This window comes from Streptomyces sp. NPDC005784, from assembly GCF_042871525.1.
Classification (GTDB): domain Bacteria; phylum Actinomycetota; class Actinomycetes; order Streptomycetales; family Streptomycetaceae; genus Streptomyces.
On sequence record NZ_JBIAIQ010000002.1, the window covers coordinates 246575 to 269663 of the forward strand.

Consider the following 23089-nt stretch of genomic DNA (forward strand, 5'->3'; position numbering starts at 1 on the left):
GGCCCGGGCGGAGACCGGTGGCCGGACCGCGTGAGCTGAGCCCGAGGCCGTGGCCGGACCACGTAAACCGGGCCGCGGACCGGAGGCCGGGGCCGCTAGCCGGGCCGGGCCGGAAGCCGGCGGCATGGCGGCCCGGTATCCGGGCGGCCTGCGACCCAGTGGCCGAACCGGACGTCCGGCCCGGGCGGAGACCGGTGGCCGGACCGCGTGAGCTGAGCCCGAGGCCGTGGCCGGACCACGTAAACCGGGCCGCGGACCGGAGGCCGGGGCCGCGAGCCGGGCCGGGCCGGGCCGGGCCGGGTCATGGCGAGGCCGGGGGCGGGAGACGTGGGGCGGGGCTGAAGAGTGGGAGGAACCCGCCGTGCGGGGCCGTTTAGCACTGGTGGCACCCCGCGTGCGGGCGGCGCGCCGGGAGCCCCGGAACGGAACCCGCACGGACGATCAAAGCTCGCAAATACCCCGTAGGGAACGCACAGTTCGGGGTGTGACCCACCCGAGTACCCTCGCTCGCCCCGCTCTCACGGAGCCCGGCGACCGTGCCGTCCGCCCGTCCCGCGCCGCGCGCAGCCTGCCGTACGCCGCGATCACGGCGCTCGGGCTGTTCGCCGCCGCGCGCCTGGCCGGGCTCCTCGTGCTCGCCGGGACCGCCTGGGCCACCGGGGGGCACCCCGTCGCCCTGCTCGCGCGGTCCTGGGACTCGGCCTGGTATCTGGGGATCGCCGCGCACGGCTACGGCCGGACGCTCCACTTCCACCCCACGGTCGTCCACAGCGACCTCGCGTTCTTCCCGCTCTACCCGGCCCTCGTCCGGGCCGTCACCACGCTGACCCCGCTGACCGGGGGCTCGGCGGGCCTGCTGGTCTCCTGGCTCGCGGCGGCGGCCGCCGTGTGCGGCGTGTACGCGATCGGGGCCCGCCTGCACGGCCGCGCGGTCGGTACCGCGCTGGTACTGCTGTGGGGTCTGCTGCCGCACTCGGTGGTGCTGACGATGGCGTACACCGAGCCGGTGCTGACCGCGTTCGCCGCCTGGTCGCTGTACGCCGTGCTCGACCGGCGCTGGCTGTGGGCGGGCTCGCTGGCCGCGCTCGCGGGACTGGCCAGGCCGAACGGCTTCACGGTGGCCGCGGCGGTCCTCGCGGCGGCGGCGCACGAGATCTGGCGGAGCCGCGGAAAAGTTTCCCACAGGCTGTGGACGGGCGCCGCGCTCGCGCCGGTCGGCTGGGCCGGCTACGTGCTGTGGGTGGGACACCGCGAGGGCGACTGGCTCGGCGGCTACTTCCAGGTGCAGCGCCTGTGGGGCTCGCGCTTCGACCTCGGCGCGGGGTCGCTCCATTTCGTCAAGCACCTGCTACTGCACGGGGACCGGTTCGTGTTCCCCATGACGATGGTGATCGTCGCCGCGGCCGTCCTGCTGTACGCGCTGCTGATCGCGGACCGGGCGCCGCTGCCGCTGCTGGTCTACAGCGGCGTCCTGCTGCTGATCGCGCTGGGCGGCTCGGGGTTCTTCGAGTCGAAGCCGCGTTTCCTGCTTCCGGCGTTCCCGCTGCTGCTGCCGCTGGCGCGCGCGCTGGTGCGAACGGCGAGAGCCCGCCCCTGGCACGCGACCCTGGTGGTCGGTGCCCTGGCCGGGCTCTCGTTCGCCTACGGCGCGTATCTGGTCGTGATCGCGCACACCCCGCTCTAGGACCTGTCCCAGGGGCCGGTGCGCCGTGAGGAGCGCCGCTGCGAGGACGGGCCTACTCGTCTTCGGCTTCGCCGTCGTCCTCGGGCTTCTCCGCCTCGTTGATCTCCTGCTCCAGGCCGAGCTGCTCGACGAGCCACTTGTCGAACTCGATGGCGGCGCGCACCCAGCTGACCGTGGAGGACACGAAGTGCTCCAGGCTGACGCCGGTGCCGATCAGCATCTGCGCCTCACCGATCAGGCGGACGGTGCCGTCGTCGTGCGTGTGGCTGTAGACCTTGGGCCACAGGGTGCGGCGGTTCCAGTCGTCGATCGACTCGAGGAGCGCGTGCTTCTCGTCGAGCTGGTGCGGCCGGTCGTAGAACGTCCGCACCGAGAAGACCTGCTGGTCACCCTCGCCGCGGAACATGAAGTAGGTACGGAACTCCTCCCACGGCGCCGCGAGGTCACCCTCGTCGTCGACGACGTACTTCAGCTCCATCTGGTCAAGGAGCTGCTTCACGAGGTCCTGATCCGGGACCACGGGGCCCGCGGGGCCGCCGGACTGCGGCTCGGGCTGGCCCCCGAAGTTCGGAATCGAGGACGGGTCGATGCTCACCGTGTATTTCCCTTCGTACGGATGGTGCCATCCTCCCCCATGCGGGGAGGGGAGCGGCAACCCCTGACGGGGCCTGTCCGCCGGGGGCTGACAAGATCCGGTCACGTAGAGGCATCGGGCCTGGCGGGGACGGTCCGCACGGGCACGCCGGGAGTCGCCCGCACAGCGGTGGCATGAACACGCGAAGAACCCGCGGCGGGTGTGCCACGGGTCCTTCGCTCGCCGGGTTTCGGTACACCCGGTACGGGCACGGAGCTCCGGCACTCACACCAGGGGCTCCGGACTCCGGGTTACAGCGTCTTGCCCGTCGCCGGGCCCACGATCAGGCCGTCTCCGAAGGCGTCCACGCGGACCGTGTCGCCGTCCTTGACCTCGCCCGCCAGGATCTCCTTGGCCAGCCGGTCGCCGATGGCGGTCTGGACGAGGCGCCGCAGCGGGCGCGCTCCGTACGCCGGGTCGTTGCCCTCCGCCGCCAGCCAGGCCAGCGCCGCGTCGGTGACCTCCAGGGTGAGCCGGCGCTCGGCGAGCCGCTTCGCGAGGCGGTCGATCTGGAGCCTGGCGATGCGCTCCAGCTCCCCCTGGTCGAGCGCGGAGAAGACGACGAGGTCGTCCAGCCGGTTCAGGAACTCCGGCTTGAAGGAGGCTCGGACGACCTCCAGGACCTGCCGCTTCCGCTCCTCTTCCGAACTCATCGGATCGGCGAGGCTCTGCCCGCTCAGGAACTGGCTGCCCAGGTTCGAGGTGAGGATCAGGATGGTGTTGCGGAAGTCGACCGTCCGTCCCTGACCGTCCGTCAGCCGCCCGTCGTCCAGCACCTGGAGCAGGATGTCGAAGACCTCGGGGTGCGCCTTCTCCACCTCGTCGAGCAGGATCACGCTGTACGGGCGACGGCGTACGGCCTCGGTGAGCTGGCCGCCCTCCTCGTAGCCGATGTACCCGGGCGGCGCGCCGACCAGCCGGGCCACGCTGTGCTTCTCGCCGTACTCCGACATGTCGATGCGGATCATCGCCCGCTCGTCGTCGAAGAGGAAGTCGGCGAGCGCCTTGGCGAGTTCGGTCTTGCCGACGCCCGTCGGGCCGAGGAAGAGGAAGGAGCCGGTGGGCCGGTCCGGGTCGGCGATGCCGGCGCGGGTGCGGCGCACGGCGTCGGACACCGCCCCCACGGCCTCGGTCTGGCCGATCAGACGGCGGCCCAACTCCGCCTCCATGCGCAGGAGTTTCTGCGTCTCGCCCTCCAGGAGACGGCCGGCCGGGATGCCGGTCCAGGCGCCGACGACGTCCGCGATGTCGTCCGGCCCGACCTCCTCCTTGACCATGGTGCCCTTGGAGACCTCCTCCTCGGCCTGCGAGGCCTCCTCCAAGTCCCTTTCCAGGGTGGGGATCTCGCCGTAGAGCAGTTTGGAGGCGGTGTCGAAGTCGCCGTCGCGCTGAGCGCGTTCGGCCTGGCCGCGCAGCTCGTCGAGCTTCTCCTTCAGTTCACCGACGCGGTTGAGGGACTCCTTCTCCTTCTCCCAGCGGGCGGTGAGACCGCGCAGCTCCTCCTCCTTGTCGGCGAGGTCGCGGCGCAGCTTGTCCAGGCGCTCCCGGCTGGCGGCGTCCGTCTCCTTGCCGATCGCCAGCTCCTCCATCTTCAGCCGGTCGACGACCCGCTGGAGCTCGTCGATCTCGACCGGGGAGGAGTCGATCTCCATGCGGAGCCGTGAGGCCGCCTCGTCGACGAGGTCGATGGCCTTGTCGGGAAGGAAGCGGGAGGTGATGTAGCGGTCGGACAGGGTCGCGGCGGCCACCAGCGCCCTGTCGGCGATCTGGACCTTGTGGTGGGCCTCGTAGCGGCCCTTGAGACCGCGCAGGATGGCGATGGTGTCCTCGACGCTCGGCTCGGCGACCAGCACCTGCTGGAAGCGCCGCTCCAGCGCCGGGTCCTTCTCGATCCGCTCGCGGTACTCGTCGAGGGTGGTGGCGCCGACCATGCGCAGCTCACCGCGGGCGAGCATGGGCTTGAGCATGTTGCCGGCGTCCATGGCGGAGTCGCCGCCCGCGCCGGCGCCCACGACCGTGTGCAGTTCGTCGATGAAGGTGATGACCTGCCCGTCGGAGTCCTTGATCTCCGCGAGCACGGTCTTCAGGCGCTCCTCGAACTCGCCCCGGTACTTCGCACCGGCGACCATCGCACCGAGGTCCAGCGAGACGAGCCGCTTGTTCTTGAGGGACTCGGGTACGTCGCCCTTCACGATCCGCTGGGCGAGCCCCTCGACGACGGCGGTCTTGCCGACGCCGGGCTCGCCGATGAGGACGGGGTTGTTCTTCGTGCGGCGGGACAGGACCTGCACCACCCGGCGGATCTCGTGGTCCCGGCCGATGACGGGGTCGAGCTTGCCCTCACGTGCCGCGGCGGTGAAGTCCGTACCGAACTTTTCGAGTGCCTTGTACTGGCCCTCGGGATCCGGGGTCGTCACCCGGCGCCCTCCCCTGGTCTTCTGGAACGCGTCCAGCAGCTTTTTCGCACTGGCGCCCTGCTGGGAGAGTACGTCGGCGATCTGACCGCCCTTCGCGGCGATCCCGACGAGCAGGTGCTCGGTGGAGATGAACTCGTCGCCGAGCTCCTTGGCGCGCTCGGCGGCGTCGGCGATGACGGCGAGCGCCTCACGGTTGGGCTGCGGGGGCGCGACGGTGGAGCCGGTCACGCTGGGCAGGCCGGCGAGCACTCGCTCGGTGGCGGCGCGCACGGAGGCCTGATCGGCGTCCACGGCTGCCAGCAGATCGATGATGTTCTCGTTGTCCTGCCCCTCCAGCAGAGCGAGCAGCAGGTGGGCGGGGGTGAGGTCCGGGTGCCCCTCCTTCACGGCGCGGTTGCTGGCCGCGTTGATCGCGTCCCGGCTCCTGTTGGTCAGCTCGGCGTCCACGTTCGCGTTCTCCTCCTCCTGGCCTTCCTGACCGTTTCCTGACCCGGTCAACGTACACAAAGTTGAGTCTATTCCACTCAAGGCTGCAAGGGGAGGGAAATGGACAGCCACGAGGCGTAGATTCGGGCCTCATGGCTTCCTATCCGGTGGACCCGCGGCAGCCCGACGCCACCTACCTGAGCTTCTGGCGCGAGCGCCATCTGTGCACCCTGACCACCCTCCGGCCCGACGGCAGCCCGCACGTGGTGCCCGTCGGCGTTACATACGACCCCGAGGCCTCTCTCGCTCGGGTCATCACCAACAAGTCCAGCGCGAAGGTGGGCCACGTGCTCGCGGCGGGGCCGGACGGGGCGCGCGTGGCGGTCTGCCAGGTGGACGGCCCGCGCTGGGCGACGCTGGAGGGGCGGGCACGGGTCTCCACGGATCCGGCGCGCGTCGCGGAGGCGGTGCGGCGCTACGCGGAGCGGTACGAGCGCACGCCGTCGCCGAATCCGAACCGCGTGGTGATCGAGATCGAGCTCACGGCGGCGATGGGCCGCGGATGAGCCCGCGACCGGGCAGCCCGCGGCTGGTCTCAGCCCTTGCCGGGGATGGTCGAAACCCGGAGATTTCCCCGGAAACTGCAGCGGCGTCACCGTGTTCAGGTCACGGTGACGCCGCTGCGGGGGGAAGTACCTGCGCGATCTACTACGACGGGGGAATCGCGTCAGGCACTGCGGGGGGTGGCTGCGATGGTCTGGACGTCCGGAACGTCCGGTCCGGTCAACTGGTGGTCGCGCTGGTCGAGGTTCACAAAGATCATTCCGTAACGAATGGCGCACCTGACGGGCTGCGGCGCCCCCCGAGGCCGTCGCAGACACCGGTAGGCCCGTACGTCCTCGTCGTCGTCGCGGGTGACGACGACGGGCTCCCCGAACACGGTCACCATCAGCGAGTCGCCGCTGTAGGGGATGGCGGTGACCAGGTCGATGAAGTGCCAGCCGGATCGGTAGGCGGTGGCCATTTCTCGGCGGAAGGAGCGGTCGTCGGGAGGAATGGTCATGCTTCTGCGCCCGCGGAGATGACCGTCCAGCCGCTGTCCCCCGGAAGGGCCGCCGCCTCGACGTCGGTCCAGCCGCTGTCCGCGGGGACCTCCTCGACGTGGGTCCAGCCGCTGTCCCCTTGGACTGCCGCCTCGACAGCGGTCCAGCCGCTGTCCGCCACGGTCGCCTTCACGCTGGTCCAACCGCTGTCCGGGCCGGCCCACGTCCGGGCACCCCCGGCATCGAGACCCGAGCCTCCCAGGGCGCCGAACGCCACAGCGACAGAGAAGACTGCGGCAAGCACTGAACCAAGCAATCTCGCTCGCATAGTCGGCTTCGTCCTCACTTGATGGAATCTTCTCCCCCGTCGTCACAAGACGATGGCTCATTCAGGCACGTCAATGCCACAGGAGCGATGCATCATGTTCCTGCACGTTCAGGACCCTGGGGGGTGGAGATTTGACCACAAAGAACTCACAACCGACACATCCCCACGCTGTCACCACGTTGTGTGACGAAGGAGCACGCCTTTACGCCAGTGCGCTGCACTCCGGCCGCATCACTCGGATCGAAGTGGAAACAGCCCCTTGCCTCTTGGAGTTCGCACTGCTTCATCCCGATCCCGACGACGAGAAGTGGCTGCGGCCGGTTCCGCCGTCCGTCGCGCTCGCCCAGCGCCTGCAGCCCCTGGAACGGGAGATCCAGGAACGCCGGCGGCTGGCGATCGAACTGACCGACTCCTTCGATCCGTTCATCGCGATCAGCACGCAGAGCGCGGCGAGCATCCACGCGATCACCGTCCTGGAGGGCTTCGACCGGATCAACGCGGCGCTCAATTCGGCCACCGCCGAGTGCCAGACGGAGATGCTGACGATCCAGCCGGGCGGCGGCCGCCCCGCCGACGCCCTCATGCAGGCGCTGGAGCGGGACAGGCCGCTCACCGACCGCGGGGTGCGCATCCGCACGCTGTACCAGCACACGGCCAGACACAGCCAGGGAACGCTCGCCTATGTGGAGCGCATATCCGGCGGCAGGATCCAGGTCCGCACCCTTGAGGAACTCATCGAGCGGCTGATCATCTTCGACCGGACCGTCGCCTTCATACCGGCAAGCGACGACCGGCGGGTCGCCCTCGAACTCCGCCACCCCGGCCTGGTGCTGTACCTGAGCAAGGTCTTCGAGCAGCTTTGGCAGCGCGCGGTCCCGCTCACCGAGGACGTCCCGAACGACGTCGGCCCCAACGGCATCACCGGAGTCCAGCGTTCCATCGCCAAACTGCTCATCGAGGGGCATGTGGACGAGGCCATAGCCCGCCGCCTGGGCATGAACGTCCGTACCTGCCGGGCCCACATCGCCAAGCTGGCCTCCGCCCTCGGCAGCGGAAGCCGGGCTCAACTCGGCTTCCTGATAGCGCAGTCGGGACTCCTGGACCAGTCCGAGGGAGGGGAGTGACGCCTGCTGCCGTCAGGTCGCCCGACTCGCCTCCCCGGGCGGCGGAAGCCAGGAACGGCCCGCTCCTGTCGACGGTCGGCCCCTGTCGGCGATCGGCCCGCCCCAGTCGGCGGCCAACCCGCCTTCCTCAGCGGCCGGTCGGGGATCCTCGGTCGGGGACGGCGGTGGCTCCCGACGCCGCCTCCGCGACGGTGACCGCCTCGAGTTCGGGGGAACGCTGCGGCCCGTCCAGTCCCGCCTGGGCGATCCGCACGCCCAACTGCGTCCGGCTCGCCGCGCCCAGCGTCTCCGACAGCCGGGCGATGTGCGCCCGGCACGTCCGCACGCTGATGCCCAGGCGTTCCGCGACGACCGCGTCCTGGTGGCCCTCGGCCAGCAACGCCGCGATGGACCGCTCCCGGTGGGTGATGCCCTCGATGCCTGTCGAGGGCATCGGCGAGGTCAGCGGGATCGCCAGCCGCCACAGCCGCTCGAAGACCGTCACCAAGTAGTCCACCAGCGCCGGGTGGCGCAGCTCCAGCGCGATCGTGCGGTCCGAGTTCGCGGGGATGAAGGCGACCTTGCGGTCGAAGAGGATGAGCCGTTCGACGACCTCGTCGAGGGTCCGGGCCTCCGCCGCGTCGCCCATCAACTCCATGTAGTTCAGAAGCCCTTGGCCGTGCCGGGCCACATGGGTGTACAGATCGCGCATGCGCACCCCGCGGCGCCGCATCTCCAGCGCCCGGTGCAGGCCCTCGACGAGTTCGTCCTCGCGCCGGATACCGCCCGGCTGCACCGTCAGGACCTCGCTGGTGCACTCCTCGGTCGCCTTGTCCATGGCGGCGTGGATCCGCGGCAGCCCGTCGAGGACCCGGATCGCCACCCCTTCGGCCGGCGCCCGCACCCGGCCGCCGAGTCCCGCGTACCACTCGAAGGCCGACACCGCGTCGCCCACCCGCGCCTGGCTCGCGCTGACTTCCTCGTACACGCCCCGCAGCAGCCGGGTCATGACCTCCTGGGGCGAGGTCGGCACCAGCCAGCCCATGTCGTCCGGATCGGGGTGCAGCAGCGCCAGTTCCAGCAGGCAGGGCACCGACTCGGCGTCCTCGCGGGGCACCCGGCCACGCCGCACGGCCCGGGAGTACACCCGGTCGCCCGCATCGCACAGTCGGTCAGCGCCGTGCGGATGCCTGTCCGTCCCGTGCCCGGCCATCTCCCACCCCTGGCTCCAGCTCCAACCCCTGGCGTGAGCCCCGCGTCAGGGCGTCCTCCGCAGCGCAACTATGCGCGGACGCGTCCGGCATCGCAACAAGGCTGCGTCGCCGAGGGACGTCCGTTCGCCCCTTCTCATCCCCATAAATCATGATCTTCGCCGCACTCGTTGCAACAAGCTGAAGGGGGTGCCACCCGGACGTCCGGCACATCGCGGAACGGCCGCCGCGAGCACGCCGGCCCACCTCCCGGCCTCGGCCCCGAAGACGCAACTCCCGCCGCTTTTCGGGGACTTGCGGTGCGCGTACGGACTCGACGGAGGCGACGGCCGCGTCTCGGACGCGGAAGCTGAGGCTACGACGGATCGGCGGCCGTGACGGAAAGTTCTCGGGGCCCGTAGATCGCGTGAGCGGCGCCCGTGGCGAGCGCCCAGTAGCGGTCGCTGTAGGACCAGTGCCACCACTCGGTCGGGTAGTTGACTAGACCCACGGCGGTCAGCGCGCCGGCCAGCAGCCGGCGGTGGGCGCTCGCCGTGCCGCCGATGCCGTCAGCGGCGGTATAGCAGGCACCGCCGCTCTCCTCGGGGCTCGCGTTCACGCGCGTTCCCATGTCCAGTTCCCGGCCGTCGGCGTCGACGAGAGTGAGGTCGACGGCCGCGCCCGCGCTGTGCGGGGCGATCTCCGGCGGGGACACATAGCGGCTCGCCGCGTCACGCAGGCGCCCGGCGTCCCACTCGGGATGCTCCGCGCGCAGTCCGGCGGCGTACCGGTCGAAGTAGAGGCGCTGCAACGAGGGCGGACGGTACCCCTCGACGAACAGCAGCCGCATGCCGTCCGGCAGGAGGTCCCCCGCCGCCACGAGCCGGTTCAGCACCCCTTCGCGCAGGTGCGCGTACGCCCCGGTGTCGTCGCTCCTGCGGGCGTCGACGGGGAACGGGGCGGTCGTCCGTACGTCGAGGAGCGGCTCGCCGCAGTCCACGACGGGGATCGCGGCGATCTTCGGATCGGACATCAACACGATCGTGGGCATGGGGCGATCATGCCGCATGGGGGCGTACGGCCCCGGAGCGCGTCGTGGAGGCCGGGTGTGCGCCGGGCCGGGGCGAGCGGGTGCCGTGCGGTCAGGCGGCCGCACAGCCCCACTGAGAGGCCTCCCGCACCGCCCGCCACCCCGGCCAGGACACCGAGGACCGTGTCCGTCACGACGGGCGGCGCGGGCCGCGTCCGCCGGGCAGAAGCCGGCCGGGACGAACACCGCACGGACACCGCGCGGAAACCGGAACGGAAAGCGGAACGGAAACGGAGCGGCCCCGGGTGCGGTGCGCGCTCACGGCGCGCACCGCACCCGGGGCCGGAACCGTGCCGGTCCGTGCCCACCGCCCCGGTCCCGGGACGGCCGGGCGAACGTCCTACTTGATACCGAGTGAGTTGCAGGCCGCCCTGTAGGGCGCCGTGCAGATCTCCTTGACGGTGTAGATGCTGTCCTGGATGACCGTATTCCTGATGTTGTCCGTGGTGAGGTCCACCACGGGCACGAGCTGGGACGGGATGTCCTTGTTGCTGGGGCTGCTGACCTTGTCGCGGGTGAGCGCGTCGAACTCGATCGAGCGGCCCTGGACCCGGGCGACCGCCATCTCGGCGGCGGCGCTGGCCTCCTGCGGGTACGACTTGTACACGCTCATGAACTGGTCGCCCTTGATGATCCGCTGCACGGCGACGAGCTCGGAGTCCTGGCCGGTGACCGGGGGCACCTTGGTGACGCCCGCGGCCTTGAAGGCGTCGATGACCGCGCCCGCGATGCCGTCGTTGGCGGCGTAGACACCGGCGATGTTGCTCAGGCCGACGTTCTGGATGGACTTCTCCATGTTGACCTTGGCGTTTTCCGGCTTCCAGTCCGTGGTGTCGTACGACTTGGCGATGATCACCTTGTCCTGGAGCTCGGACTGGGCGCCGGCCTTGAACTGCGCCGCGTTCGGGTCGGTCGGCGAGCCGTTCATCATGATGATCTTCTTCGAGGCCGAGTTGGCGCCCAGCGCACCGACCAGGGCCTTGCCCTGGACCTCGCCGACCAGCTCGTTGTCGAAGGAGATGTACGCGTCGATCGGACCCTGGGCCAGGCGGTCGTAGGCGATGACCGGGATACCGGCCTCCTTCGCCTTGCTCACACCCTTCGCTATGGACACCGAGTCCACGGCGTCCACGAGGATGACGTCGACCTTGTCGTCGACCATCTGCTGGAGCTGGCGGAGCTGCTTGGCCGCGTCCGCCTCGGCGTTCTCGTAGACGACGGCGCCCTTGCCCTCGGTGAGCTTCCGGACCTGCTCCTTGATGATCGGGTAGTCGAACTTGTCGTAACGAGTGTTCTCCTTCTCAGGAAGGAGCAGGCCCACCTTGATGTCGTCGCCCTTCGTGGGGCTTGCCGAGGTGCCGCTCCCGCCGAGGCCCATGCCGCAGCCGGCGAGGGTGACGGCCATGACGGACGACGCAAGGGGTACGACGGTACGGCGGAGGCCGGTGTTACGAGTGTTCACATCAGGTGCCTTCCGGGCGAGGTTGCAGCATTGCGACCCAGGTGGCTGAAAGCCAACGCGGCGATCACCTCAGCGTCAAGGAGTAATCACTTAACGAGATGGCAACGGCGTTTCGTGTTCCACAAGTGAACACGACGGGAAAAGACTACGCCCATCCTTCCATCAATCCCCTCAGCTTCACCTTCTGTCATTCGCCCGTACAACCAACTCCCGTTCGCGGGAGACATGATCGCCGGCGGACTTTTACCCCCCGTTGACGATCGGGCGGACCGGAAGGAACGCATGGCCAGAGCCACCGGGCGCGGAGGGTGCCCTCCCCCCTGCCCTCGCGTTCGCCACCGCGGGCGGCCCGCCACCACGGCCGGCGCAGCCACCTCCACAGTGACCAACCGCACATCGCCCGTCCATAAACGGCAGTTCCATGCGAACACCGCACTCTCGGGCACACCGGGAAGGCGGACCGCGACTCCGCCGCCGACCGGAACGAGGGCTCCGGCGCATCCGCGTCGGACCCGCGGGCCCCCGAAAGAACATCTCGCCCATTCAGCCAAAAACGGTGAATCTCGCCATTCAGCCCGGAAAGCACAATCTGTGCATCCATTTGGCCAACTGGACAGTCAAGGCAAACAACACTTTCAACCGCAAACCCGTCAACTCCGTTGGCGCCGATCAGATCGAGCCACTTGTTCCCACGGGTTCTTCGGCGTCCTACGACACCGCCAGGGGCAGGGCCGAGGTCTCCTGGTCCAAGAACGCGGGACACGGACCTCGCGCGACAGCGCGTCCTCCGCCGCCGCAGGGCGCCACCACTTGGGGCGTGACGGACCGCCACGACCGCCAACCCGTACACCGACGCGCCCCTCCCGGTGACCGGCGATACCTGGTACGACGAGGTCCGCGCCCACGCCGAGCCCGGCAACGAGTCCGCGGGCACGACGGACCGCGCGGTGACCACCACCGACCGGAGGGCGCCCGCCGTGCCCCAGGGCCCGGCCGACACCGACTCCTCCTGGAGGGGCGGACAGCCGACCGGCCGGAGCGCGGTCCTGGGAGCGACCTCGTCATGAGGTGTCCCGGGCGACGTCCGAAAACGGCTCCTCCGGCAGCGTCGGCAGCACCGAACAGGTCCCGTACCGTGACGCCACGGCCGAGCAGGGCGTCACCTACTACTAAGGGGGTGACGGCTGGTCCAGGCGACGGCTGGAACCACCGGGTGACGGCCGTCCACGGCGACGGCACCGAGTCGGCGCCCGGCGCCGGTGACGGGGTCCCCGCGCACCGTGAACGCGCGAAGGGGCCCGGAGGTCGATGACCTCCGGGCCCCTTCGGGTGTCCGGGTCCTGCTCGGCGACCGGGTTCTCCACTCGGCCGACCGGGTTCTACTCGGCCGACCGCTTGGGACGCCACACCACCAGCGCGCTGGTCTGCTGGACCTCCTGGTACGGGACCAGGTCACGGCGGTAGGAGGCGTGCACGGCGGCCTCGCGCTGCTGCATGGCCGCCGCGGCGCCGTCGAGGGCCGACTCCAGCTCCACGACACGGGACTGGAGCGCGGCCACCTGGTTCTCCAGCTCGATGATGCGCTTGATGCCGGCCAGGTTGATGCCCTCGTCCTGCGACAGCTGCTGGACGGTGCGCAGCAGCTCGATGTCGCGGGCCGAGTAACGGCGGCCCCGGCCCGCCGTACGGTCGGGAGAGACCAGGCCGAGCCGGTCGTACTGACGCAGGGTCTGCGGGTGCAGTCCGGAGAGCTGGGCCGCCACCGAGATGACGTAGACCGGAGTCTCCTCGGTCAGTTCGTACGGGTTGCGTCGACGACCGGTCGTATCCATGGCTCCGTCATGCTCCCTTCGCGGCCTGGAACAGCTCCGCCCGCGGATCCTCACCCGCGGTCGCCTCGCGATACGCCTCCAGAGCGTCACGAGCCTTGCCGGACAGGTCCTGGGGAACCGTCACTTCGACGGTGACCAGGAGGTCGCCCCGCGTGCCGTCCTTGCGGACCGCGCCCCTGCCCCGGGCGCGCATGGTGCGTCCGTTGGGGGTGCCCGGCGGCAGTTTCAGGGTCACCGGGGGGCCGCCCAGCGTCGGCACCTTCACCTCGCCGCCCAGTGCCGCCTCCGTGAAGGTGACGGGGACGGTGACGGTGAGGTTGTCGTCCTTGCGGCCGAAGACGGGGTGGGCGTCCACATGGACCGTGACGTACAGGTCGCCGGACGGGCCGCCCCGCTCGCCGGGCGCGCCCTTGCCGCGCAGCCGGATCCGCTGGTTGTCGCTGACGCCCGCGGGGATCCGGACCTGCATGGTCCGGGACGACTTGGCACGGCCGCTGCCCTTGCAGATCTCGCAGGGGTTCTCCGAGATCAGTCCGCGGCCCTTGCAGTCCGGGCACGGGTCGGTGAGCGAGAAGCCACCGCCCGAGCCGCGGGCGACCTGACCGGTGCCGACGCACGTCGGGCACACGCGCGGTGTGCCGTTCGCGTCGCCGGTGCCCGAACATGCCTTGCAGGGCGCCTGCGAGGTCATGCGCAGCGGAACGGTCGCGCCGTCCACCGCCTCCGTGAAGGAGAGCGTCACCTCGGTGTCGATGTCCTGGCCGCGCCGGGGCTGCGTACGGGTGCCCGTGGTGGCGCCGCCGCGGTTGAACAGGCCCCCGAAGACGTCACCTATACCGCCGCCGAAGCCGCCGGCTCCTCCCGCTCCCTGGCCCTGGGCGCCGCCTCCGAAGAGGTCGCCCAGGTCGAAGTTGAAGTTGCCGCCGCCCGCTCCGGGACCCGGCCGGAAGCCACCGTTGCCGAAGAGGGCGCGTGCCTCGTCGTACTCCTTGCGCTTCTTGGGGTCGCCGAGCACGTCGTTCGCCTCGGAGATCTCCTTGAAGCGCTCCTCGGCCTTGGCGTTGCCCTTGTTGGCGTCCGGGTGGAACTCGCGGGCGAGCTTCCGGTACGCCTTCTTGATCTCGGCCTCGGTGGCGTCCTTGGGGACGCCGAGAACCTTGTAGAAGTCCTTCTCGATGAAGTCCTTGGTGCTCATCCTCGACGTCCCTCCTTCCTCGTCCGTTCAAGCTCAGCCCTCGTCCGGGCCACCGCTCTCCTTGTCATCGGCCGCCTCGGCCGATTCCTCGGCCTTGACCGTCTGCGCCCCGGGCTGCGGCTCGGCGACAGCCACCCGCGCGGGGCGGATGGTGCGCTCGCCGAAGCGATACCCCGGCTGCAGAATCGCCACGCACGTCGTCTCTGTGACGTCCGGCGCGTACGAGTGCATCAGGGCCTCGTGGATCGTCGGGTCGAAGGGCTCGCCCTCCTTGCCGAACTGCTGGAGCCCCATCTTCGCCGCGACGGTCTCGAGGGATTCGGCGACGGACTTGAATCCGCCGACGAGCTCGCCATGATCCCGCGCGCGGCCGATGTCGTCGAGTACGGGCAGGAGCTCGGTCAGGAGGCTCGCGACGGCGACCTCCCTGACCGCGATCCGGTCGCGCTCGACCCGGCGGCGGTAGTTCTGGAACTCGGCCTGAAGCCGCTGGAGGTCCGCGGTGCGCTCGGTCAGTGCCATGCGCGCCTGGTCCAGCTGGGCCGTCAGGCCGACCAACTGTGCTGCTGCGTCCCCGTCCGGGGCCGCCGCCCCCTCCGCAGAGGGGGTGGCGGACTGCGGCTCGGCGTCGTCAGAGGTGGCGCCGGAAGGGACGTCGGGCTGCTCTTCGTAGCCCGGGGTCTCCTCCGTCACGCGGCACCGTCCCGGCGGTCCTCGTCGACGATCTCTGCGTCGACGACATCGTCGTCGGCCTTCGGGGCCTCGGCGCCGTGGGCGTCGCCGCCCGCGGCCTGCGCGGCCTGGGCGTCGGCGTACATGGCCTGGCCCAGCTTCTGCGAGACCGCGGCGACCTTCTCGGTGGCGGTGCGGATCTCGGCGCTGTCCTCGCCCTTGAGCGCGGCCTTCAGCTCCTCGACGGACGCCTCAACCTCGGTCTTGATGTCGCCGGGGACCTTGTCCTCGTTGTCCTTGAGGAACTTCTCCGTCTGGTAGACGAGCTGCTCGCCCTGGTTGCGGGTCTCGGCGGCCTCGCGGCGGGCGTGGTCCTCGTCCGCGTACTTCTCGGCCTCCTGGCGCATCCGGTCGACCTCGTCCCTCGGCAGCGAGGAGCCGCCGGTGACGGTCATCTTCTGCTCCTTGCCCGTGCCGAGGTCCTTCGCGGTCACGTGCATGATGCCGTTGGCGTCGATGTCGAAGGCGACCTCGATCTGCGGGACACCGCGCGGGGCCGGCGGCAGACCGGTCAGCTCGAACATTCCGAGCTTCTTGTTGTACGCCGCGATCTCGCGCTCGCCCTGGTAGACCTGGATCTGCACGGACGGCTGGTTGTCCTCGGCCGTCGTGAAGATCTCGGAGCGCTTGGTCGGGATCGTGGTGTTGCGCTCGATGAGCTTGGTCATGATCCCTCCCTTGGTCTCGATACCGAGGGACAGCGGGGTCACGTCGAGGAGCAGGACGTCCTTGACCTCACCCTTGAGGACACCGGCCTGGAGGGCGGCGCCGATGGCGACGACCTCGTCCGGGTTGACACCCTTGTTGGCCTCGTTGCCACCGGTCAGCTCCTTGACGAGCTCGGCGACGGCGGGCATACGGGTGGAGCCACCGACGAGAACGACGTGGTCGATCTCGGACAGCTGGATACCGGCGTCCTTGATGACGTTGTGGAACGGCGTCTTGCAGCGCTCCAGAAGGTCGGCCGTCAGCTGCTGGAACTGGGCGCGCGTGAGCTTCTCGTCCAGGTGCAGCGGGCCCTCGGCGGAGGCCGTGATGTAGGGCAGGTTGATCGAGGTCTCGGTGGACGAGGACAGCTCGATCTTGGCCTTCTCGGCGGCCTCACGCAGACGCTGGAGCGCCATCTTGTCCTTGGCGAGGTCCACGCCGTGACCGGAGCGGAACTGCTGCACCAGGTAGTCGACGACGCGCTGGTCCCAGTCGTCACCACCGAGGTGGTTGTCACCGTTGGTGGCCTTCACCTCGACGACGCCGTCACCGATCTCCAGGAGGGACACGTCGAACGTGCCGCCACCGAGGTCGAAGACGAGGATCGTCTGGTCGTCCTTGTCGAGGCCGTACGCCAGCGCGGCGGCGGTCGGCTCGTTGACGATACGAAGGACGTTGAGACCGGCGATCTCACCGGCTTCCTTCGTCGCCTGACGCTCGGAGTCGTTGAAGTACGCCGGGACGGTGATGACCGCGTCGGCCACCTTCTCGCCCAGGTACGCCTCCGCGTCGCGCTTCAGCTTCTGCAGGATGAAGGCGCTCATCTGCTGCGGGTTGAAGCTCTTGCCGTCGAGCTCGATCTTCCAGTCCGTGCCCATGTGACGCTTCACCGAACGGATGGTCCGGTCCACGTTCGTGACCGCCTGGCGCTTGGCGACCTCGCCGACGAGCACCTCACCGTTCTTCGCGAAGGCGACGACGGACGGCGTGGTCCTGGCGCCTTCGGCGTTGGTGATGACGGTGGGCTCGCCGCCCTCCAGAACGCTGACGACTGAGTTAGTCGTGCCCAGGTCGATGCCGACCGCACGTGCCATTTCAATTCCTCCAACAATGACTTGAGTGGAACGGACTCAAGTGTGCACGACGTCCGCCTCCCGGTCAACAGACCTGAGTCGCAGGGGCTCAACTCTTATCCGCTCCTTACACGCATGGAGCCACTGACCTGCGGGTTTCTCGCAGAGTCAGTGAACCTTCACGGCACCCGGAGCCGCCGGACGAGGTCGTCCCGGCCGGCCCAGTACTCTCGGGGCGGGTCCCCCGGGGGCGGGGATCGCATGCGGATGGGGGCGGCGCGGGCGGGGTCCGGGACGTACGGCCGCCACGACGGCGACCACCGCCACGGCGCCGGCCGGCCACCACGCGGCTCCCGCCCCCAGCCACCCGAGATCGATGAGCAGTCCAACCAGCGCACCCGCGAACGCGGCGAGCCCCGTCACGACCATGACCCCCTGCCGGGTCAGCCCCGCCCGCCGCAGCCGGTGCACCAGATGGTCCGGCGCCGGGCGCAGCAGCGGCCGGCCCGCCCGCCGCCGCGACACGAGGACCAGGACGGCGTCGGCACTGGCCACGGCCGTCAGGGCGAACCCGGCGCCGAACCCGGGCCCGGCGGGCCCCTCCGCGTGCACTTGGACGACCGCCGAGGCCAGCACGAACCCGGCGAACAGCGACCCGCACCGCCCCGGCGCGATCCGGGCCGGCGGCCATCCGTGCATCAGGAAGCCGGTGAGGGCGGCGGCAAGCACACTGAGCAGCGCCGCGAGTCCGTCCATGACCTCGGCGGCCGCGCATCCGCTGAGCGCGAACGCGGTGATGACGCCGACCGTCCCCATCACTCCGTCGGCGTGGTCGAGCGAGCGGAAGGTCTGCGTGACGAGGACGATCCAGGCCACGGCCAGCAGCCCGGCCGGCATGCCGAGTTCGCCGTAGGGGACCGTCAGCGCGGCGGCGACGGCGACGCCGGCCACGCACACCACCGGGGGCGCGGGCAGCAGATCGGCGGCCAGGCCCAGCAGGGCGACCACGATTCCGGCGGCCAGCAGCCGTCCGGCCTCCGGCCCGAGCGGGGCGGCACCGGTCCAGTCCCCGGCCCAGCCGACGAACGCCGTCCCGCCCACCACAGCCACCCCGCCGAGCAGGGAAACCGGCCGCAGGGAAACCGGCCGCACCCTCCCGGGCGCCCGCGGTCTCGCCCGGGACGCGGGAAGCCCCGTCCCGTCGACCGCGCCGAAGCGCAGGGAGAACGACCGCAGCAGCGCGGCGAGCGCGGCGGTCAGGAGCAGAGCGGCGGTGGCGGCCGTGATTCCGTACAGCACGTCGCCAATTTAGGGGTAATTGTCACAGTATTGGGTGAATAACACGATCAGGTTTACGTGTCCTGTCGCCCCTGGGTGAACCGGCCCTTCTGCCCGCCCCCCGCACAGCCACTCAGGCTTCCCTCAGCGACGCAGATCACCGCACCTCTGGCTACAGTGCGGCGGAGGAAGTGGGTAGTCTCAGACGGACTGCATAAGTTACCGCTTAGTAATCACCTTCGAGGTCACCCTCGAAGCAACACCTCGCAGGCCCGAGGAGCCCCCGAATGCAACTCGCCGCGATCATTGTGTCGCTGGTCCTGACCGTGGTCGGCGTTGCGCTGATCGCGCGGGCCGTCGCGCAGATCTACCGGTTCATCAAGCTCGGCCAGGCCGTGCCCGCCGGCAGCCGCACCGACGACTGGAAGGCCCGCAGCGTCACGCTGGCCAAGGAGTTCGTCGGCCACACCCGTATGAACCGGTGGGGGATCATCGGCGTCGCGCACTGGTTCGTGGCCGTCGGCTTCCTGACCCTGGGCCTGACGATCGTCACGGCCTACGGCCAGCTGTTCAAGGCCGACTGGACGCTGCCGGTGCTCGGCGGCTGGCTCCCGTACGAGCTGTACACCGAGTTCATCGCGCTGTTCACGACGCTCGGCATCATCGTGCTGATCGCGGTCCGGCAGCTGAACCGGCCGTCCAAGCCGGGCCGCAAGTCGCGCTTCGCCGGCTCCAAGACGGGCCAGGCGTACTTCGTCGAGGCCGTGATCCTCGTCATCGGCCTCGCGATCATGACCCTGCGCGGCCTGGAAGGCGCGATCCACGGTGTCGACCACTACGAGGCCGCGTACTGGGCCTCGTACCCCCTGGTCGCCGCCTTCAAGGGCCTGAGCCTCGGAACGCTGCAGAACCTGGTCTACCTGACCGCCATGATCAAGCTCGGTGTCACCATGGGCTGGGCGATCACGGTCGGCCTGAACACCAACATGGGTGTCGCCTGGCACCGCTTCCTCGCCTTCCCGAACATCTGGTTCAAGCGCGACGCCAAGGGTGGGACCGCCCTCGGCGGGCTGCTCCCGATGACCAGCGACGGCAAGGCCATCGACTTCACCGACCCCGGTGAGGACGACGTCTTCGGTGTCTCCCAGGTCGAGCAGTTCTCCTGGAAGGGCCTGCTCGACTTCTCCACCTGCACCGAGTGCGGCCGCTGCCAGTCGCAGTGCCCCGCCTGGAACACCGGCAAGCCGCTCTCCCCCAAGCTCCTCATCATGTCGCTGCGCGACCACGCGCACGCCAAGGCCCCGTACCTGCTGGCCGGCGGCGGCAAGAACATGGAGGGCGAGGAGAAGGCGTCCGAGGAGCAGCTCAAGGACGTCCCCGCGGCCGCCCTGGCCGAGGCCGAGCGCCCCCTCATCGGCACCGCCGAAGAGAACGGCGTCATCGACCCGGACGTCCTGTGGTCCTGCACGACCTGCGGCGCCTGTGTCGAGCAGTGCCCGGTCGACATCGAGCACATCGACCACATCGTCGACATGCGCCGCTACCAGGTGATGATCGAGAGCGCGTTCCCGTCAGAGGCGGGCACGATGCTCAAGAACCTGGAGAAGAAGGGCAACCCCTGGGGGCTGGCCAAGAAGCAGCGGCTGGAGTGGACCAAGGAGGTCGACTTCGAGATCCCCGTCGTCGGCCGTGACATCGAGGACCTCAGCGAGGTCGAGTACCTGTACTGGGTCGGCTGCGCGGGCGCTCTGGAAGACCGCGCCAAGAAAACGACAAAGGCCTTCGCCGAGCTGCTGCACATGGCGGGCGTCAAGTTCGCGATCATGGGCGGCGACGAGAAGTGCACCGGTGACTCCGCCCGCCGCCTCGGCAACGAGCCCCTGTTCCAGGAGCTCGGCATGGAGAACGTCGCCGCGCTGAACATGGCGTTCGGCGAGGACGACGAGGACGAGTCGACCAAGAAGCCGAAGACGGCGAAGAAGATCGTCGCCACCTGCCCGCACTGCCTCAACACGATCGGCAACGAGTACCCGCAGCTCGGCGGCGACTACGAGGTCATCCACCACACCCAGCTGCTCCAGCACCTCATCGACGAGGGCAAGCTGCTGCCGGTGACCCCGGTGGAAGGGCTCATCACCTACCACGACCCCTGCTACCTGGGCCGCCACAACAAGATCTACACGCCCCCGCGCGAGATCATGTCCGCCGTCCCGGGCCTGCGCCAGCAGGAGATGCACCGCCACAAGGAACGCGGCTTCTGCTGCGGCGCCGGTGGCGCGCGGATGTGGATGGAGGAGCGGATCGGCAAGCGCATCAACAACGAGCGTGTCGACGAGGCTCTGTCGCTGAACCCGGACATCGTCTCCACCGCCTGCCCGTTCTGCCTCGTCATGCTGACCGACTCGGTCAACGGCAAGAAGAACGACGGCAAGGCCAAGGAGTCCATCCAGGTCGTCGACGTCGCCCAGCTTCTCCTCGACTCCGTCAGGACCCCGGTCGAGGAAGAGCCCCCGGCGGGCGCGGCCGAGTCGGAGAGCGAGCCGGAGCCGGAGCCGGTGAAGTAGCCGACACAGCCGCCTGACCCGGTTTTTCGGGTACGGCCGACCGGCCTGATCCGATCGGTACGACCGACACCCCCGCGCTCTCCGGAGCGCGGGGGTGTCGCCGTATCCGGAACGCCCACATCACTGCTCACTGCTCATTCGTTCTCCACGGGGCGGGCGAGGTGAGCGATGCGGGGGCGCACACGCAGGGCATGTACGACGACAGCCCTCGGCTGTCGCCTCCTGCTCGCTCGTACCGCGACGGACTGAGCGAACCCATGGTCGGCGGACTGAGCGAACTCGTCGTCGGCGGACCGGAGTTGCACGTCCTCCGGGGCCATACGTCCGAAATCGCCGCGCCCGGAGCGGTGACCGTGAAGCCGCCCGTCGAGGGCACCACCCGCGTCCTGGGCGTCGCCGACTTCAAGGGGGACGGCCCGGACGGGCCCGGCGGGCTCAGTGGGCGCAACGGTCTCAGCAGCCTCGCCGCCCTCGACGGCCTCAGACACCCGGCGGTCGCAACGGTCGCAGCGGTCGCAGCGGTCGCAGAAAATATCCGAACTCTCGTACAACCCTCAACCACTATCAGCGGTCTCCTGTTCACCGACCGGTCGGTGAACTGCCGCACAACTCCAGGCAAACACAGACGGACGGCCTCCATCTACAGGGGATGCGCGCCCAGCATCCCCGCATGCCGCAGGAGAATCCCGCATGCCCAAGCGTCACCCGCACCACGTGCGACTCGCCCTCGCGACGGCAACGGCTGCCGCCCTGACGGGCGGTCTGCTCACCTTCTCGGCAGCGACCGCGACCGCCGCGGACTCCGCCACGGTCCCGCAGGCCGACTTCAACGGCGACCACATCGGCGACGTGGCCCTCTCGGCGCACGACGCCTCCGTCAGCGGCCACGCGGGCGCCGGCCAGATCGTCGCCCTCTACGGCACGGCCACCGGCGTATCGTCCGCCAAGCGCTCCACGATCAGCCAGAACACCACCGGTGTCCCCGGCACCGCCGAGGCCGGGGACGGCTTCGGCGGTGAGACTGCGTACGCCGACTTCAACGGCGACGGATACGACGACCTCGCCGTCGCCTCCCCGTGGGAGAAGGTCGGCACCGACACCAACGGCGGCGGCCTCGCGATCCTCTGGGGCTCCGCGAACGGCCTCACCGGCAAGAGCGCCGACGTCCCGGACCCGGCTCCCTCCTCGCACGACTTCTGGGGCAAGGACCTGGCCGCCGGCGACTTCGACGGCGATGGAAAGGCCGACCTGGCCATCGGCAGCTCGTCGAGCACGATCTACGTCTACAAGGGTGGCTTCAGCACGGCGGGCGCCCCCGGCGGCCGTACGACGATCAAGCCCCCGATCCAGTCGGGCACCAACGACAAGCCCTTCGGCCCGCTCAGCCTGACCGCGGGCGATGTCAACGGCGACGGCAGGACCGACCTGATCGTCGACGGCTTCGAGACGCGGACCGCGGTCGGCTGGAACACCAACTACTTCGTGCCCGGCACGGCGAGCGGTCTGAGCGTCGCGTCCGCGCGGGCCCTCAAGTCCGGCGTGATCACCGCCGTCGGTGACATCAACGGCGACGGCTTCGGCGACATCGTCAGCGGCGCGGGCTGGGACTCCCTCACGGACGAGGGCCTGGAGCTCCCGGACGCCGCCACCGGTGGCCAGGTGAACATCACTTACGGATCCGCCTCCGGCCCGGCCGGCACGTCCAGGATCAACCAGAACACCGGCAACGTCCCCGGCGCCGCGGAGAAGGGTGACGACTTCGGCTACGAGCTGGACATGGGGGACGTCAACGGCGACGGCTACCAGGACCTGGTCGTCTCCGCCCCGAACGAGGACATCGACGGCGTCTCCAACACCGGCATGGTCACCGTCCTGTACGGCTCCGCCTCCGGCGTCAACGTCGGCTCCGGCGCCCAGGCGTTCGCGCAGAACACGGCGGGCGTCCCCGGCAACGACGAGAAGAACGACATGTTCGGCACGGACGTCAAGCTCGACGACGTCACCGGTGACGGCAAGGCCGACCTGCTCGTCGGCTCGTACGAGAACGGTGGCGACGGCCAGGTCACCTACCTGCCCTCCAACGGCAGCGCGATCACCACTACCGGCTCCCGTTACATCTCGCCGAGCACGTCGGGCGTCTCGACGTCGGGCACCCCGCAGTTCGGCGCCATCTTCGCCGACTGACCAGCCGCCGCTCGCCTCGAAGAGGCCGTCCGTGCCCCCGGGCGGCCTCCTCCCGCACGCCGGGCCCGTACCGCTCGCGGGCCCGGCGTGCCCCTCACCTGCTGGTCCGGGGTCCCGCCCGCCCCCGCGTTCGGTCACACGTTCGC

18 protein-coding genes are annotated in these 23089 nt (G+C 70.0%); 6 read left to right on the forward strand and 12 right to left on the reverse strand.

What is annotated here, in order from left to right; all coding sequences use genetic code 11:
- Positions 1 to 484: 484 nt before the first annotated feature.
- On the forward strand, positions 485 to 1684 hold the full coding sequence (locus tag ACFYR3_RS03970) for a hypothetical protein (RefSeq protein ID WP_355846474.1): 1200 nt from the start codon (positions 485 to 487) through the stop codon (positions 1682 to 1684).
- 52 nt (positions 1685 to 1736) lie between these two features.
- Here ACFYR3_RS03970 and ACFYR3_RS03975 read toward each other — a convergent pair whose 3' ends face one another.
- On the reverse strand, positions 1737 to 2279 hold the full coding sequence (locus tag ACFYR3_RS03975; RefSeq protein WP_355846477.1) for a YbjN domain-containing protein: 543 nt from the start codon (positions 2277 to 2279) through the stop codon (positions 1737 to 1739).
- 290 nt (positions 2280 to 2569) lie between these two features.
- Entirely contained in the window at positions 2570 to 5182 is a 2613-nt protein-coding gene (gene clpB / locus ACFYR3_RS03980; RefSeq protein ID WP_355846798.1) for an ATP-dependent chaperone ClpB, read from the reverse strand.
- 131 nt (positions 5183 to 5313) lie between these two features.
- On the opposite strand from clpB, the gene ACFYR3_RS03985 reads away from it, so the two are divergent.
- Positions 5314 to 5727 (forward strand): TIGR03618 family F420-dependent PPOX class oxidoreductase, encoded by a 414-nt coding sequence (locus tag ACFYR3_RS03985; RefSeq protein WP_355846480.1) that lies wholly within the window; start codon positions 5314 to 5316, stop codon positions 5725 to 5727.
- A 161-nt stretch (positions 5728 to 5888) separates the two neighbouring features.
- On the opposite strand, the gene ACFYR3_RS03990 is transcribed toward ACFYR3_RS03985, so the two are convergent.
- Both ACFYR3_RS03990 and ACFYR3_RS03995 read right to left on the reverse strand, forming a co-directional pair.
- On the reverse strand, positions 5889 to 6224 hold the full coding sequence (locus ACFYR3_RS03990) for a hypothetical protein (protein ID WP_355846483.1): 336 nt from the start codon (positions 6222 to 6224) through the stop codon (positions 5889 to 5891).
- A complete protein-coding gene (locus ACFYR3_RS03995) occupies positions 6221 to 6481 on the reverse strand; it encodes a hypothetical protein (RefSeq protein WP_356786756.1) in 261 nt (86 codons plus the stop codon). The genes ACFYR3_RS03990 and ACFYR3_RS03995 overlap by 4 nt, the downstream gene beginning before the upstream one ends.
- 182 nt (positions 6482 to 6663) lie before the next feature.
- Between ACFYR3_RS03995 and ACFYR3_RS04000 the strand changes: the two genes are divergently transcribed.
- Positions 6664 to 7656, forward strand: a complete 993-nt coding sequence (locus ACFYR3_RS04000) for a helix-turn-helix transcriptional regulator (protein WP_355846489.1) — start codon at positions 6664 to 6666, stop codon at positions 7654 to 7656.
- A 127-nt stretch (positions 7657 to 7783) separates the two neighbouring features.
- Here the strand turns inward: ACFYR3_RS04000 and ACFYR3_RS04005 are convergent, their stop codons facing one another.
- The 3 genes from ACFYR3_RS04005 to ACFYR3_RS04015 all read right to left on the reverse strand — a co-directional run bounded on the left by ACFYR3_RS04005 (position 7784) and on the right by ACFYR3_RS04015 (position 11377).
- Complete coding sequence (locus ACFYR3_RS04005; RefSeq protein ID WP_355846492.1) at positions 7784 to 8848, reverse strand: helix-turn-helix transcriptional regulator; 1065 nt, start codon at positions 8846 to 8848, stop codon at positions 7784 to 7786.
- A 353-nt stretch (positions 8849 to 9201) separates the two neighbouring features.
- Positions 9202 to 9876 carry a M15 family metallopeptidase gene (locus ACFYR3_RS04010; RefSeq protein ID WP_389281373.1) on the reverse strand — a complete coding sequence of 225 codons (675 nt, stop codon included), beginning with the start codon at positions 9874 to 9876 and terminating at the stop codon, positions 9202 to 9204.
- A 379-nt stretch (positions 9877 to 10255) separates the two neighbouring features.
- Positions 10256 to 11377 carry a substrate-binding domain-containing protein gene (locus tag ACFYR3_RS04015; protein WP_355846497.1) on the reverse strand — a complete coding sequence of 374 codons (1122 nt, stop codon included), beginning with the start codon at positions 11375 to 11377 and terminating at the stop codon, positions 10256 to 10258.
- An 866-nt stretch (positions 11378 to 12243) separates the two neighbouring features.
- Between ACFYR3_RS04015 and ACFYR3_RS04020 the strand changes: the two genes are divergently transcribed.
- Positions 12244 to 12444 carry a hypothetical protein gene (locus ACFYR3_RS04020; protein WP_389281375.1) on the forward strand — a complete coding sequence of 67 codons (201 nt, stop codon included), beginning with the start codon at positions 12244 to 12246 and terminating at the stop codon, positions 12442 to 12444.
- Between the two features lie 312 nt (positions 12445 to 12756).
- On the opposite strand, the gene ACFYR3_RS04025 is transcribed toward ACFYR3_RS04020, so the two are convergent.
- The 5 genes from ACFYR3_RS04025 to ACFYR3_RS04045 all read right to left on the reverse strand — a co-directional run bounded on the left by ACFYR3_RS04025 (position 12757) and on the right by ACFYR3_RS04045 (position 18216).
- Positions 12757 to 13209, reverse strand: coding sequence for a heat shock protein transcriptional repressor HspR (locus ACFYR3_RS04025; protein ID WP_355846503.1), 453 nt, complete (start codon positions 13207 to 13209; stop codon positions 12757 to 12759).
- Between the two features lie 7 nt (positions 13210 to 13216).
- On the reverse strand, positions 13217 to 14404 hold the full coding sequence (gene dnaJ / locus ACFYR3_RS04030) for a molecular chaperone DnaJ (protein ID WP_355846506.1): 1188 nt from the start codon (positions 14402 to 14404) through the stop codon (positions 13217 to 13219).
- 33 nt (positions 14405 to 14437) lie between these two features.
- Positions 14438 to 15097, reverse strand: a complete 660-nt coding sequence (gene grpE / locus ACFYR3_RS04035) for a nucleotide exchange factor GrpE (protein ID WP_355846509.1) — start codon at positions 15095 to 15097, stop codon at positions 14438 to 14440.
- A complete protein-coding gene (gene dnaK / locus ACFYR3_RS04040) occupies positions 15094 to 16938 on the reverse strand; it encodes a molecular chaperone DnaK (RefSeq protein ID WP_355846512.1) in 1845 nt (614 codons plus the stop codon). The genes grpE and dnaK overlap by 4 nt, the downstream gene beginning before the upstream one ends.
- Positions 16939 to 17085: 147 nt before the next feature.
- Entirely contained in the window at positions 17086 to 18216 is a 1131-nt protein-coding gene (locus ACFYR3_RS04045) for an MraY family glycosyltransferase (protein ID WP_389281378.1), read from the reverse strand.
- Between the two features lie 266 nt (positions 18217 to 18482).
- Between ACFYR3_RS04045 and ACFYR3_RS04050 the strand changes: the two genes are divergently transcribed.
- Positions 18483 to 20759 carry a (Fe-S)-binding protein gene (locus ACFYR3_RS04050; RefSeq protein ID WP_355846517.1) on the forward strand — a complete coding sequence of 759 codons (2277 nt, stop codon included), beginning with the start codon at positions 18483 to 18485 and terminating at the stop codon, positions 20757 to 20759.
- Positions 20760 to 21449: 690 nt separating this feature from the next.
- Positions 21450 to 22943 carry a VCBS repeat-containing protein gene (locus tag ACFYR3_RS04055; RefSeq protein ID WP_355846519.1) on the forward strand — a complete coding sequence of 498 codons (1494 nt, stop codon included), beginning with the start codon at positions 21450 to 21452 and terminating at the stop codon, positions 22941 to 22943.
- Positions 22944 to 23089: the final 146 nt, after the last annotated feature.